The sequence below is a fragment of the Mangrovibacter phragmitis genome, assembly GCF_040429585.1.
In the GTDB taxonomy this organism is placed as follows: domain Bacteria; phylum Pseudomonadota; class Gammaproteobacteria; order Enterobacterales; family Enterobacteriaceae; genus Mangrovibacter; species Mangrovibacter phragmitis.
In genome coordinates this window covers 1,550,477-1,563,564 of record NZ_CP134782.1, presented here as the reverse complement: position 1 = coordinate 1,563,564, position 13,088 = coordinate 1,550,477, and the positions used below count along the sequence as shown (strand labels likewise).

General features: G+C 48.3%; 14 protein-coding genes. 8 read left to right on the top strand and 6 right to left on the bottom strand.

All coding sequences use genetic code 11. The features are described from left to right. The first annotated feature begins 27 nt into the window (after positions 1-27). On the top strand, positions 28-1,146 hold the full coding sequence (rnd, locus tag MPHASIOC01_RS07410; protein WP_353614279.1) for a ribonuclease D: 1,119 nt from the start codon (positions 28-30) through the stop codon (positions 1,144-1,146). Positions 1,147-1,226: 80 nt separating this feature from the next. Here rnd and minE read toward each other — a convergent pair whose 3' ends face one another. From minE to minC, 3 genes are read right to left on the bottom strand one after another with little or no spacing between them, the layout of a single operon-like run. After that, complete coding sequence (gene minE / locus MPHASIOC01_RS07405; protein ID WP_064594084.1) at positions 1,227-1,493, bottom strand: cell division topological specificity factor MinE; 267 nt, start codon at positions 1,491-1,493, stop codon at positions 1,227-1,229. 3 nt (positions 1,494-1,496) lie between these two features. Next, positions 1,497-2,309 carry a septum site-determining protein MinD gene (minD, locus tag MPHASIOC01_RS07400; RefSeq protein WP_036107324.1) on the bottom strand — a complete coding sequence of 271 codons (813 nt, stop codon included), beginning with the start codon at positions 2,307-2,309 and terminating at the stop codon, positions 1,497-1,499. 27 nt (positions 2,310-2,336) lie between these two features. Further along, positions 2,337-3,044: a septum site-determining protein MinC gene (minC, locus tag MPHASIOC01_RS07395; protein WP_064594083.1), complete on the bottom strand. Its 708-nt coding sequence runs from the start codon at positions 3,042-3,044 to the stop codon at positions 2,337-2,339. Between the two features lie 124 nt (positions 3,045-3,168). On the opposite strand from minC, the gene MPHASIOC01_RS07390 reads away from it, so the two are divergent. The 4 genes from MPHASIOC01_RS07390 (at position 3,169) to MPHASIOC01_RS07375 (ending at position 5,145) form a co-directional block, all read left to right on the top strand. Beyond that, complete coding sequence (locus tag MPHASIOC01_RS07390) at positions 3,169-3,444, top strand: YcgL domain-containing protein (RefSeq protein ID WP_353614278.1); 276 nt, start codon at positions 3,169-3,171, stop codon at positions 3,442-3,444. Positions 3,445-3,580: 136 nt separating this feature from the next. Then, positions 3,581-4,240 (top strand): fumarylacetoacetate hydrolase family protein, encoded by a 660-nt coding sequence (locus tag MPHASIOC01_RS07385; protein WP_064594079.1) that lies wholly within the window; start codon positions 3,581-3,583, stop codon positions 4,238-4,240. Positions 4,241-4,322: 82 nt separating this feature from the next. Beyond that, positions 4,323-4,769: a YcgN family cysteine cluster protein gene (locus MPHASIOC01_RS07380; RefSeq protein WP_064594077.1), complete on the top strand. Its 447-nt coding sequence runs from the start codon at positions 4,323-4,325 to the stop codon at positions 4,767-4,769. Positions 4,770-4,971: 202 nt separating this feature from the next. After that, positions 4,972-5,145, top strand: coding sequence for a GhoT/OrtT family toxin (locus MPHASIOC01_RS07375; RefSeq protein WP_064594075.1), 174 nt, complete (start codon positions 4,972-4,974; stop codon positions 5,143-5,145). 321 nt (positions 5,146-5,466) lie between these two features. Here MPHASIOC01_RS07375 and dsbB read toward each other — a convergent pair whose 3' ends face one another. Both dsbB and nhaB read right to left on the bottom strand, forming a co-directional pair. Next, positions 5,467-5,997, bottom strand: a complete 531-nt coding sequence (dsbB, locus tag MPHASIOC01_RS07370; protein ID WP_064594072.1) for a disulfide bond formation protein DsbB — start codon at positions 5,995-5,997, stop codon at positions 5,467-5,469. A gap of 150 nt (positions 5,998-6,147) precedes the next feature. Continuing rightward, positions 6,148-7,710, bottom strand: a complete 1,563-nt coding sequence (gene nhaB, locus MPHASIOC01_RS07365) for a sodium/proton antiporter NhaB (protein ID WP_064594071.1) — start codon at positions 7,708-7,710, stop codon at positions 6,148-6,150. 228 nt (positions 7,711-7,938) lie between these two features. Here nhaB and fadR point away from each other — a divergent pair, with 228 nt between their 5' ends. After that, positions 7,939-8,661 (top strand): fatty acid metabolism transcriptional regulator FadR, encoded by a 723-nt coding sequence (gene fadR / locus MPHASIOC01_RS07360; protein ID WP_064594070.1) that lies wholly within the window; start codon positions 7,939-7,941, stop codon positions 8,659-8,661. Between the two features lie 153 nt (positions 8,662-8,814). On the opposite strand, the gene MPHASIOC01_RS07355 is transcribed toward fadR, so the two are convergent. Next, positions 8,815-10,347, bottom strand: coding sequence for a SpoVR family protein (locus tag MPHASIOC01_RS07355; protein WP_064594068.1), 1,533 nt, complete (start codon positions 10,345-10,347; stop codon positions 8,815-8,817). Positions 10,348-10,669: 322 nt separating this feature from the next. Between MPHASIOC01_RS07355 and MPHASIOC01_RS07350 the strand changes: the two genes are divergently transcribed. Together MPHASIOC01_RS07350 and dadX are read left to right on the top strand one after the other, a co-directional pair. Beyond that, entirely contained in the window at positions 10,670-11,986 is a 1,317-nt protein-coding gene (locus tag MPHASIOC01_RS07350; protein WP_353614905.1) for a D-amino acid dehydrogenase, read from the top strand. Continuing rightward, the gene (gene dadX, locus MPHASIOC01_RS07345; RefSeq protein WP_353614277.1) at positions 11,983-13,056 is read left to right on the top strand and encodes a catabolic alanine racemase DadX; all 1,074 of its coding nucleotides are present in this window, start codon (positions 11,983-11,985) and stop codon (positions 13,054-13,056) included. The genes MPHASIOC01_RS07350 and dadX overlap by 4 nt, the downstream gene beginning before the upstream one ends. Positions 13,057-13,088 lie beyond the last annotated feature (32 nt).

Genomic DNA, 13,088 nt, shown 5'->3' with positions numbered 1-13,088 from the left:
TAATGCGCTAAAGATAGAGAAATTGTTTTGAACTATCAGATAATTACCAGTGATTCATCCCTTGAAGATGTGTGCCAGGCAGCAGCAGTCCACACAACCCTCGCGCTTGATACTGAATTTGTCCGCACCAGGACTTATTACCCTCAACTGGGGTTAGTACAAATGTTTGACGGGGAACGTTTATCGTTAATTGACCCGCTCACTATTACTAACTGGCAACCTTTTATCGCGCTGCTTACATGCCCTGATATCGTCAAATATCTCCATGCAGGCAGTGAGGATCTTGAAGTGTTTCTTCACAGTTTTGGTACCATGCCGGTCAATATGATTGATACGCAAGTGCTGGCTTCATTCACCGGGATGCCACTTTCCACTGGCTTTGCCAAACTTGTTGAGAAATATGACGGTGTAGTACTGGATAAAAGTGAATCCCGGACCGACTGGCTGGCACGCCCACTCAGCACCAGGCAGTGTGACTATGCGGCAGCTGATGTCTGGTATTTACTCCCACTGGCGGGGAAACTGTACCAGGAAACGCAGCGCAGTGGCTGGCTGCCCGCTGCACTGGACGAATGCCAGCTTATGATGCAGCGTCGCAGTGATGTCACTGAACCAGATGAAGCCTGGCGTGATATTGGCAACGCATGGCAATTGCGTCCACGGCAGTTGGGCTGTTTGAAGCTTCTGGCAGCCTGGCGTTTACGTGAGGCCCGTAAGCGTGATCTCGCGGTTAACTTTGTTGTAAGAGAAGAAAACCTGTTGTCAGTAGCCCGTTATTTACCCAGTACTCTGGGTGAGCTGGATGGCATGGGGCTGAATGGCAGTGAAATTCGTTATCATGGCAAAACATTGCTAAGCCTTGTTGAACAGGCTCAGGCAATGCCTGAAAGTGAACTGCCAGAGCCAATCAGCAGCCTGATAGACATGCCTGGCTACCGTAAAGCCTTTAAGGCGATTAAAACCGTTGTACAGCAGGTGGGAGAAGAGTGTGGGCTCAGTCCTGAGTTGCTGGCCTCACGGCGCCAGATAAACCAGCTACTGAACTGGCACTGGCAACTGAAACCGGGGTTAACGCCGGAACTGACCAATGGCTGGCGGGCAAATTTACTGGGCGAATCACTCAGGTCTTTACTGACACAGTATTAACCCGCAACAAACACAGCCGTGACAGGTTCTTTCGGGCCTGTCACGGCTGGAGCCCTGTATCGCCGGGCACAGTGACGGTGTTATTTGGTCTCTTCCGTTTCGGGTAGTGTTACGTTCAATTCCAGCACTGAAATATCATCACCTTTCTGATCTAACTGTACGGTGACCATCTCAGGATCAATTTTCACGTATCTGCAAATCACTTCCAGAATATCGCGTTTTAGCTGGGGCAGATATTGAGGTTCCATTTCGCTACGGCGACGTTCTGCCACAATTATCTGCAAGCGCTCTTTTGCAATATTGGCGGTATTCTTTTTTCGCGAAAGAAAAAAGTCGAGCAATGCCATAATTTATCCTCCGAACAGGCGTTTGAGGAAACCTTTCTTCTCTTCTTCAATGAAGCGGAAAGGACGTTCTTCGCCTAGCAGGCGGTCTACCGTATCGGCATAGGCTTTACCTGCATCTGATTCTGTATCAAGAATCACAGGTTCACCCTGATTTGATGCACGTAAAACAGACTGGTCTTCAGGAATCAAACCGACCAGCGGAATGCGTAGAATTTCCAGCACATCTTCCATGCTCAGCATATCACCTTTGTTAACCCGGCCTGGGTTGTAGCGGGTAAGCAACAGGTGCTCTTTGATAGGGTCTTCCCCCGCTTCTGCACGGCGTGATTTAGATGAAAGGATACCGAGAATACGGTCAGAGTCACGAACAGAAGAGACTTCAGGGTTGGTGGTGATAACGGCTTCATCGGCAAAATAGAGAGCCATTAATGCTCCAGTCTCAATGCCGGCAGGGGAGTCACAGACAATGAAATCAAACTCCATTTTTTTAAGCTCATCAAGCACTTTCCCTACACCTTCACGGGTCAGCGCGTCTTTATCGCGCGTTTGAGAGGCAGGAAGAATGTGCAGGTTCTCAGTACGTTTATCTTTAATCAGCGCCTGGTTGAGCGTGGCATCACCCTGAATCACGTTTACGAAGTCATAAACCACACGGCGTTCACAACCCATTATCAGATCAAGATTACGCAGACCGATATCAAAATCGATAACAACGGTCTTTTTTCCCTTTTGGGCCAGACCAGTAGCGATGGCCGCGCTGGACGTAGTCTTGCCAACGCCCCCTTTACCCGATGTAACAACAATAATGCGTGCCATAGAGGAGTTCCTTGTTAAAGGGCTTATTTAGTATAAAGGTTGAACCGTCAAAGCGCCGCCGACCAGTTTCAGCCGCGCCGCTTTACCATAGTAATCAGTTGGAACCTGGTCACTCAGCCAATAAACACCGCCAATTGAAACCAGTTCTGCAACCAGGTGAGTACAAAAAATTTGCGCGTCTTTATCACCCGCAGCACCCGCCAGAGCCCTGCCGCGCATGGTGCCATAAACATGAATATTACCATCGGCAATCAATTCAGCGCCGGCGCTAACATGGTTGGTGACAACCAGGTCACTGTGCTGCGCGTAGATACGTTGCCCTGAACGGACCGGGGTATCAATCAGGCGAGTTCTGTAAACAGTGGATTCGGGGGCAACAGAGGCGGAGGGCGTGTCTTGCTTTGCTTCACGAGCAGGGCGAGGAGGTTTAACACCTTCTGTTAGCAAAGGAAGGCCAGCCATTTCAACTTGCGCTTTTAATTGCGGGTTTTTACTACCGCTGACACCAACAACGTGCAAACCCGATGCACTGATTGCTTCATTAACCTGTTGCCATGTTATTGCGCCATCAACATCGGCGACATTCACAACGACGGGGGCATTTTTTAAAAAAGCCGGAGCCTGGGCCACTTTGTCTTCAAGAGCTTTGCGGATAAGCGCGGGGTTTGCATCATGCAAATGAACCACGGAGAGTGTAAAACTACTGCCTTTTAGTTCAATGGGAGAATTTGACATCCTGGCCTTACTCAATTCAGTTTAAATTCCCGAAAATACGGGATGATATCCCAAGCATAGCAGGCATGTTATAGTCCTGAATATGTTGAAGCAAGTCACCAGCGAATGATTCAGAGTAAAAAACATGTTTTGTGTGATCTATAGAAGTAGCAAGCGCGACCAGACCTATCTGTATGTTGAAAAAAAAGACGATTTTTCAAGGGTGCCGGAAGCGCTAATGGCCGGTTTTGGTAAACCAATTATGACCATGCTTTTACCGCTTAATGGCAATAAAAAACTGGCGAATGCCAATATTGAGACCGTAAGAGAAGCCCTTGAAACCCAGGGGTATTATTTACAGATCCCACCGCCTGTGGAAGATTTACTGAAACAGCACCGCGAAGAACAGGGTAAAAATTAATATTCCCCCTGGCAGGCAGCGTATTTCACCGCTGCCTGTTTTCTTTCAACACCTTACTATTTTGTCGTTGACACACTTCCTGCTGACCGTAATAGTTGTTTTATCAACAAGGTAATAACATTTACAGGGGATTAGCATGTATCAGCATCATGACTGGCAGGGCTGTTTGCTCGATTATCCAGTAAATAAAGTGGTTTGTGTGGGGAGTAACTACGCAAAGCATATTAAAGAGATGGGCAGCGCAACGCCGCAAGAGCCTGTACTTTTTATCAAACCAGAAACTGCATTGTGCGATTTGAAACAACCGCTGGCGTTACCGCAAGGGCTGGGTGAAATTCATCATGAAGTTGAACTGGCCGTACTCATTGGTACCACCTTGCGCCAGGCGACAACTGATCAAGTGATTCAGGGAATAGCGGGTTATGGTGTCGCGCTCGATTTGACTTTACGTCAGGTTCAGGCTGAACTGAAAAAAACCGGGCGCCCCTGGGAAAAAGCAAAAGGATTTGATAACGCATGTCCAGTTTCCGGTTTTATTCCTGCAAAAGATTTTGCCAATGACCCGCAGAATACGGTTCTGGGCTTAAAAATTAACGGTGAGTGGCGCCAGCAAGGCAACACGGAAGATATGATCACACCGATTATTCCGCTGATTGCTTATATGAGCAAATATTTCACTCTGCGTCCCGGTGACGTAATACTCACGGGCACCCCAGAAGGTGTTGGGCCATTAAACAGTGGTGATAACCTGGAAGTGGTGTTTGACGGGAAGTCCGTGTCTACCCGAGTGCTATAGCGCATTGGTCACCTTATAAAACTTGCATCCTGTGGGCAGAGTGTTTATAAGGTGCAGCTTATTTTTGATATTGGGCGAGATAATGGCGGCAGAAGAATTTTGGGCAGTGAAAACCCTGGAGCAAATGAGTGATGCTGAATGGGAGTCGTTGTGCGATGGGTGTGGGCAGTGTTGCCTTCACAAATTGCAGGATGAAGAGACTGACGAGATTTATTTTACTAATGTCGCCTGTCAGCAACTGAATATTAAATCCTGTCAGTGCCGTAACTATTCGCGTCGTTTTGAGTATGAGCCCGACTGTATCAAGCTCACGCGCGAAAATTTAACGCAGTTTGAATGGTTGCCACCAACTTGCGCATATCGCCTGGTAGGTGAGGGCAAGTCACTGCCTGTCTGGCACCCGCTGCGAACCGGTTCTAAAGCCGCCATGCATGGTGAGCGTATTTCAGTACGCCATATTGCAGTACGTGAGTCGGATGTACTCGATTGGGAAGATCATATTCTGAATAAGCCTGGATGGGCAAAATAACCCCGGTTTCAGGCAACAGTTAATGCTTATTTTTTGGTGGCTGATATCTCTCTATGCCACCAGTTTGTTACGAACCGTTTGTTTCCTGCTTCTTTCGTTACCTGCCGCCTGCATGTCATAAATCTCAATGTGATAAGCTTGATCTGTATCAATAAAACGCGCATATTACGCCAGCAAGTCAAGTGACGTTTTGTGTGAAATTATGACGATTTATCAAAAAATGTTGGTTTTTTATGGCGCAATGGCATTTGTGTGTGCGCTGATTACTTTTTTACTGGCAAAGGAAAGGCCAGTGATTCGGGGATTAAGTGCATTGCTGATTGGCGCAACCTGGCCTATGAGTTTTCCGGTAGCGTTACTGTTTTGTTTGTTTTGACACATTCAGGGTTGAATAGCATGCAAAAGTGGATTCGGGGTATCTGGCTGTTCGCGTTTTTAGTGGCCACTGTCGCGTTTCTGGCTGCGTATTATGCTTTTCCTCCCGTCGCTGATGCTGCTGGCATATTACATGACCCGTATCCACTGATCCCGGTTGCAGCCGTAAGTATTATTATCGGAATGTGTTTCATTGTAGCTGATGTAATAACCACACTCCGTAATCTCGAGGCGAGAAATCATCGCCACAGATAAATTCCCTGTGAATGGTGCAAATAAAAAGGGAGGCCAGTGTGCCCCCCTTAAATTGATGTACTGTTGCTTAACGGCCAAACAGGTCGCGACGTTTTGGTTTAAAAGGTTGCGCGATAATAACCAGGACGGCCACAACCAGGTAAGCTGCGAAAATCCCTACCAGCCATTGCGGCATATCCAGTGTCAGGAATTCCCACTGGCGTACTGAACAGTCACCTGTCGCGACAAACACCTGCGGTACCCACTTATCAAGGGGTAACCAGGTTGGAAAGTCAGCCCTGAAAGGGCAAACGGCAAATGGCGAAGGGTGAAGTTGCAGCATGGTATGTTCCCATGACAACTGTAACCCACGCACGGCGCTGTAAACCCAGATAATCATCGCCACAAAGCGCAAAGGTGTCTTGGGCGCAATAGCACCAAGCAGTGCGGCACCTAAAATACCAAACAAGGCGCAACGTTCATAAATGCACATAACACAGGGCTGTAGCTTCATGACGTACTGAAACCAAAGCGCCGTTAATTCCAGCGCCAATGCCGTGAACGCCATCAATAGCCAGGCGCTACGACCTCGCGAACACTGGTTTAAATATCGCAACATAATTTTTATCCCGGATATATTACTGTGTGGCAGTCTACCCCAACTTACTGATAGCGCCAGCAAAATATAAAATAATAGCGTAAGAAAATCTGAACCAGCGAAAGAACCCCGTATAGTATCCGGGGTCCTTTTGGTCTGACTGGCTCTTTGTTATTCCACCATCGACAAAGTCGGGGCAGTAAACCAGTGGTGTACCTGCATCCACTCCGTCATGGGGATCAGTGTAAATTCAACACAGAACAGCCCAACCAGTGTCAGAACAATAGTATAAGGCAATGCCATTATAACCATTCGTCCGTAAGATAAGCGAATAAGCGGTGCCAGTGCTGAAGTAAGCAAAAACAGAAACGCGGCCTGACCATTTGGCGTAGCGACGGATGGCAGATTAGTCCCGGTATTAATGGCGACCGCCAGCAGTTCATACTGCTTAAGCGTAATGACACCTGCTTCAAGTGCGCTTTTGGCTTCGTTAATGTAAACCGTTCCAACAAACACATTATCTGAGATTGATGACAATACACCAGTAAATAAATAAAACAGGGAGAGCTGAGCGTGGGGACTGGCATTGAGTACAAACTGAATAATCGGAGTAAATAAATGCTGGTCGATAATAACCGCGACCACTGAAAAGAAAACAGTGAGCAATGCGGTAAAAGGCAGTGCTTCGGTAAAAGCCTTACCAATCGCATGCTCATCGGTTATCCCACACAGCGCAGTAGCGAAAATAATCACCGATAAACCAATCAGGCCAACTTCTGCCAGGTGGAAGGCCAGAGCCACAATCAGCCATACCGCAATAATGCCTTGTACTACAAGGCGCACTCTATCCTGACGAGTTCGCTTTTTGCTACTGCGCAGTTCATAGTCGTGGAGGATCTGGCGAACTTTTTCAGGAAGCTTGTCACCATAGCCAAAGGTGCGGGTCTTTTCTAACAGAATACAGGTGATGACTCCGAAGAACAGTACTGGAACGGTAACGGGGGCCATACGCAGTAAAAAGTCTTTAAAGTGCCAGCCAGCGGCACTGGCGATGATCAGGTTCTGTGGTTCGCCAACCATCGTCATTACACCGCCGAGAGCCGTTCCGACACCGGCATGCATCATCAGACTGCGTAAAAAGCCTCGGAACTGTTCAAGAATAGATCTGCTGTCTGTTTCCAGACTGCTGTCATCAAGAATGTTACCTTCTTCTCCACTGTTGGATGCCACCCTGTGGTAGATACCGTAAAAACCAACGGCCACACTGATGATAACGGCGACTACTGTAAGGGCGTCAAGAAATGCAGACATAAATGCTGCTGCCAGGCAGAAAGCCATGGACAAGATAACCTTAGAGCGAATCCCCAGTAGTAACCGGGTGAAAATCGTCAACAGTAATTGTTTCATGAAGTAGATGCCCGCCACCATGAAAATCAGCAGCAGAATGACTTCCAGGTTACCCGCAATTTCATGCTGTACTCGCTCTGGTGTTGTCATACCTATCACCAGCGCTTCAAACGCCAGCAAACCACCGGGTAATAATGGATAACATTTGAGAGCCATCGCCAGGGTGAAGATAAATTCTGCAACTAATAACCAGCCCGCAACAAAAGGGCTGATGAGAAAGAAGCAGAGCGGGTTAACAACCAGAAAGATGAGTAGCGCCAACTTATACCAGTCTGGGGACTGCCCCAGAAAATTGCGGTATAACGCACGACCAATAGATATTTCCATGGATTAAATGTTATTCCTCGACATAAAATACTAAGTTGCTTTTTTACTTTCATCAGGTTACCCGGCAGCCACCGCTGGATCAAGGGTGAAGCCTGTCTGGCAGCAATGTAAAGTTGGCAAAAATAATACCGTGATCCCTTTTTTCCTCTGGTGACAGGGTACCTGGTGTTTGTGGCATCTGGTATGATGAGTCTATTTTGCAGAACTTGTGTAACTGGAAATCACTCTATGGTCATTAAGGCGCAAAGCCCGGCGGGTTTCGCTGAAGAGTACATAATTGAAAGTATCTGGAATAATCGGTTTCCTCCCGGTTCAATTTTACCGGCAGAACGTGAACTATCAGAGCTTATTGGTGTAACCCGAACTACTTTACGCGAAGTACTCCAGCGTCTTGCGCGTGATGGCTGGCTAACTATTCAGCATGGTAAGCCGACAAAAGTGAACAATTTCTGGGAAACATCCGGTCTTAATATTCTGGAAACCCTTGCCCGTCTAGATCACGATAGTGTCCCACAGTTGATTGATAACTTACTGTCTGTTCGCACTAATATCGCCACCATTTTTATTCGTACTGCATTTCGCCAGCATCCGGATCAGGCTACGCAGGTGCTGGATAAAGCCAGTGCAGTTGAAGACCATGCTGATGCCTTTGCCGACCTGGATTACAATATTTTCCGTGGTCTGGCATTCGCTTCCGGTAACCCTATTTATGGTTTGATCCTTAACGGGATGAAAGGGCTGTATACCCGGATCGGTCGCCACTATTTCTCAAGCCCTGAAGCCCGCAGTCTTGCCCTTGGCTTCTACCATAAACTGGCTACTATCTGTAAAGACGGATTGGTGGATCAGGTTTATGATGTCGTACGTACCTATGGGCGTGAGAGTGGTGAGATTTGGCACCGGATGCATAAAACTATGCCTGGTGACCTCGCCATTCGCGGGCGCCAGTAACACGTTAAGTGTTCATTGGGGTACAGGCTTAAACAGGTGATTATTGAACTATGGTCATTCTGGTTTAAGCGTGGCGCTTACGTATCTTGTGTAAAATAAAAACGCCAGCAGAAGCTGGCGTCTTGCATCATCTGGCTGGCGACTTCATACGTATTAAGTACTACGTTGCGGGCAACGTTCCAGTAACTCAACGCTGCCATCCTCGTTTTGTTGCTCCAGGATGACATCAAAGCCCCACAATCGGTGAACATGTTTCATTACTTCGCGGCGGCTTTTATCCAGTGGAGCACGGCTCTGTGGAATATAACGTAATGTCAGTGACCGGTCGCCCCGTAAATCTACGTTCCATACCTGAATATTAGGTTCGAGGTTACTCAGGTTATATTGTGCGGAAAGGCGGTTACGTATCTCGCGGTATCCTTCTTCATTGTGAATAGCGGAGATTTCAAGGAAGTTATTTCTGTCATCATCCAGTACCGCAAAGAAACGGAAGTCACGCATAAGTTTGGGTGACATAAACTGGCTGATAAAGCTTTCATCTTTAAAATCACGCATGGCGAAATGAAGGGTATCCAGCCAGTCTTTGCCGGCAATGTCCGGGAACCAGTATTTGTCTTCATCAGTAGGCGACTGGCAAATACGCTTAATATCCTGGTACATCGCAAAGCCAAGAGCATAGGGATTGATGCCATTATACCAGGGGCTGTTATAAGGCGGTTGATACACAACATTGGTGTGGCTGTGTAAAAACTCCAGCATGAAGCGGTCGGTGAGTTTTCCCTCGTCATACAGGTGATTCAAAATGCTGTAGTGCCAGAATGTCGCCCAGCCTTCATTCATGACCTGTGTTTGCTTCTGTGGGTAAAAATACTGGCTGACTTTACGGACAATGCGCAAAATCTCACGCTGCCATGGTTCCAGCAACGGCGCATTTTTCTCCATAAAATACAGTAAGTTTTCTTGTGGTTCCGCAGGGAAGCGGCGCTGGGTATCAGCCAGTTTTTCTTCGTCCTCTTTGCGTGGTAATGTACGCCACAACATATTCACCTGGCTTTGCAGGTATTCTTCACGGCTTTTCTGGCGCGCTTTTTCTTCCTGAAGCGAGATTTTCTGCGGCCGTTTGTAGCGGTCCACACCATAGTTCATCAGGGCATGGCAGGAATCGAGCAGTTTCTCCACTTCTTCCACACCATGGCGCTCTTCGCATTCCGTAATGTATTTTCGGGCAAAGATAAGGTAGTCAATAATAGAACTGGCATCTGTCCAGCTACGGAACAGATAATTGTTTTTGAAGAAAGAATTGTGCCCGTAACAGGCATGTGCCATGACCAGCGCCTGCATGGTCATTGTGTTTTCTTCCATCAGGTAAGCAATACAGGGATTGGAGTTAATCACTATTTCATAGGCAAGCCCTTGTTGCCCATGTTTGTACATTCGCTCTGTCTCAATGAACTTTTTACCAAACGACCAGTGAGGGTAATTGATAGGCATACCGACACTGGAATAGGCATCCATCATTTGTTCTGAGGTAATAATCTCGATTTGGTGTGGATAGGTGCTAAGCCGGTAATGCCTGGCAACTCTGTCAATTTCTTGCAAATAGCTATCCAGTAACTCAAACGTCCAGTCGGGTCCATCACTCAGACGTTTCTCTTTCCGTGTTTCGGATGCTGTCAATGTGACCATAAGCGCGCCCCTCAAGTTTCAGTTCCGGTAATAAAAGGAACCGTCTCCATAAGCATAGATCACACCAGCAACTTAGGGTGAGCTGGCCTATATTTTTCATCATCAGTTAAACACAATTTTTTGTGGTTAATTGCATGCTGACAGCATTTTCCTCTGCAAAAGAACAACGGCAATATTTTTTTGGAATTTAGCGCTACATCAGGCTGGTATGTGAGGTTGTGACAGTGCTCACCATAAAAAAGTCATATGTTGAATAACATTTTCATCTGGGTTATCAATTTGTGACTAGATGATTATTCTTTATCGACTATTGGGGTTGGATATGCGAGTGGTGGTGCTTGGTAGTGGAGTGGTTGGAGTAGCGAGTGCCTGGTATTTACGCCAGGCAGGCCACGATGTCACCGTGGTTGACCGTCAGCCAGAGGCAGCAGAAGAAACCAGTGCGGGTAATGCCGGGCAGGTTTCACCTGGTTATGCAGCTCCCTGGGCTGCACCGGGTATTCCGTTGAAAGCAGTTAAATGGATGTTTCAGCGCCATGCACCGTTGGCTATCCACCTTGATGGCTCTGCGGCACAACTGCGGTGGATGTGGCAGATGCTGCGTAATTGTGATGCAACGCACTACGCGCAGAATAAGGCGCGCATGGTACGTCTTGCTGAATACAGCCGTGATTGCCTGCGAACTTTGCGTAAAGATACCGGGATTCAGTATGAAGGCCGTCAGGGAGGGACTCTGCAGTTGTTTCGCACTGCCGCACAATTTGCCAGCGCAGAAAAAGATATAGCTGTGCTCCGGGAGGCAGGGGTACCGTATCAGCTACTGGAATCAGCTGAATTGGGGGCAGTTGAACCCGCATTGGCGGAAGTTGCGCATAAGCTAACTGGAGGCCTGCGGTTACCAAATGATGAAACCGGCGACTGCCAGCTCTTCACGAAAAATCTTGCCAAAATGGCGCAGGATGCCGGAGTGAATTTTAGGTTCAATACGGCAATTGACCAGTTGTTGGTAGAAGGTGACAAACTTGCCGGAGTGCGTTGTGGCAATGAAGTTTTGCAGGCGGATGCCTGGGTACTGGCTCTGGGTGCCTGGTCTACATCACTGCTTAGTGAGATAGTGTCTATTCCCGTTTATCCGTTGAAAGGTTATTCGCTGACTATCCCTATAGCCAGTGAGTCAGGTGCACCGGTTTCAACGGTATTGGATGAAACTTACAAAATTGCCATTACCCGCTTTGATCAGCGCATTCGGGTAGGCGGTATGGCAGAGATTGTTGGTTTCAATCTGGACTTGCCAGAACGGCGACGTAAAACACTGGAAATGGTTGTGCGCGATTTGTATCCACGAGGCGGTCATGTAGAACAGGCTACATTCTGGACGGGGTTGCGCCCAATGACACCAGACGGGACACCGGTGATTGGGCCAACCCGGTTGCGTAACCTGTGGCTTAACACCGGGCATGGTACGCTCGGATGGACGATGGCATGTGGGTCAGGAAAGCTGATCACTGACCTGGTTTCTGGTCACCAGCCCGATATCGAATCAGCCGACCTCGGGGTTGTACGTTATCAGCCAGGCTTTCAAGTGAGGCCTGCCCATTCATCGGTCAATCCTGGTGTGCACCACGGGGAGGGCGCATGACCCGCCCAATTAATGCCACCATTGATTTACAGGCCATCAGCCATAATTTGCACCAGGTTCGCCAGCAGGCTGGCCATGCGAAAGTCTGGAGTGTTGTGAAAGCGGATGCCTATGGGCATGGGCTGAAGCGTATCTGGTCGACACTGGCTTCGGGTACTGATGGGTTTGCTTTGCTGAATATTGAAGATGCATTGTGGCTAAGACAGGCGGGCTGGCACGGGCCTGTCCTGCTACTTGAAGGCTTTTTTGATGCAGGTGAACTGGCTCTGTGCCATGAATACGGGTTAACAACCTGTGTTCACAGTAACTGGCAACTGGCTATGCTGGCTGCCAGCCCGGCCCGTAAACCCGTTAATGTTTATCTGAAAGTGAACAGTGGGATGAACCGCCTCGGATTTCGCCCGGAAGAAGTGAATGCTGTCTGGCAGCAATTGCGGTCGCTGGCGCAGGTAGGGGAAGTGACACTGATGGCACATTTCGCTAAGGCTGACCAGCCAGGTGGAACAGGCGACGCAATGCGGTTAATCAGGCAGGCTGCAGAAGGTCTGAACCTTCCCCGCTCACTGGCAAATTCTGCCGCTGTGTTATGGTGCCCTGAAACCCATTATGACTGGGTCAGACCCGGAATTATTCTGTATGGTGCTTCACCATCAGCAAGGCCACAAGATATCGCCCCCTTTGGCCTGCGGCCGGCAATGACATTACAAAGTCAGATAATTGGTATTCAGCATTTGAACGCCGGTGATACTGTTGGTTATGGTTGCCGTTATCATGCAACAAAAACGCAGCGTATCGGTATTGTTGCTGCAGGTTATGCTGATGGTTACCCAAGAACGGCACCTGATGCCACGCCCGTCTGGGTTGATGGGGTTTTGACAACGCTCACCGGGGCCGTGAGCATGGATATGCTGGCCGTTGATTTAACCCCTTGTCCACATGCGAATATTGGCTCGCCTGTAGAACTGTGGGGGCAAAATGTACCGGTAGATGATGTCGCACAGGCAGCAGGAACAATTGGATATGAGTTGTTGTGTGCACTGGCACCACGCGTCCCGGTTGTGACAGTGTAACTTACTGGTTAGATTCTTGTCGCTCCTCCGGG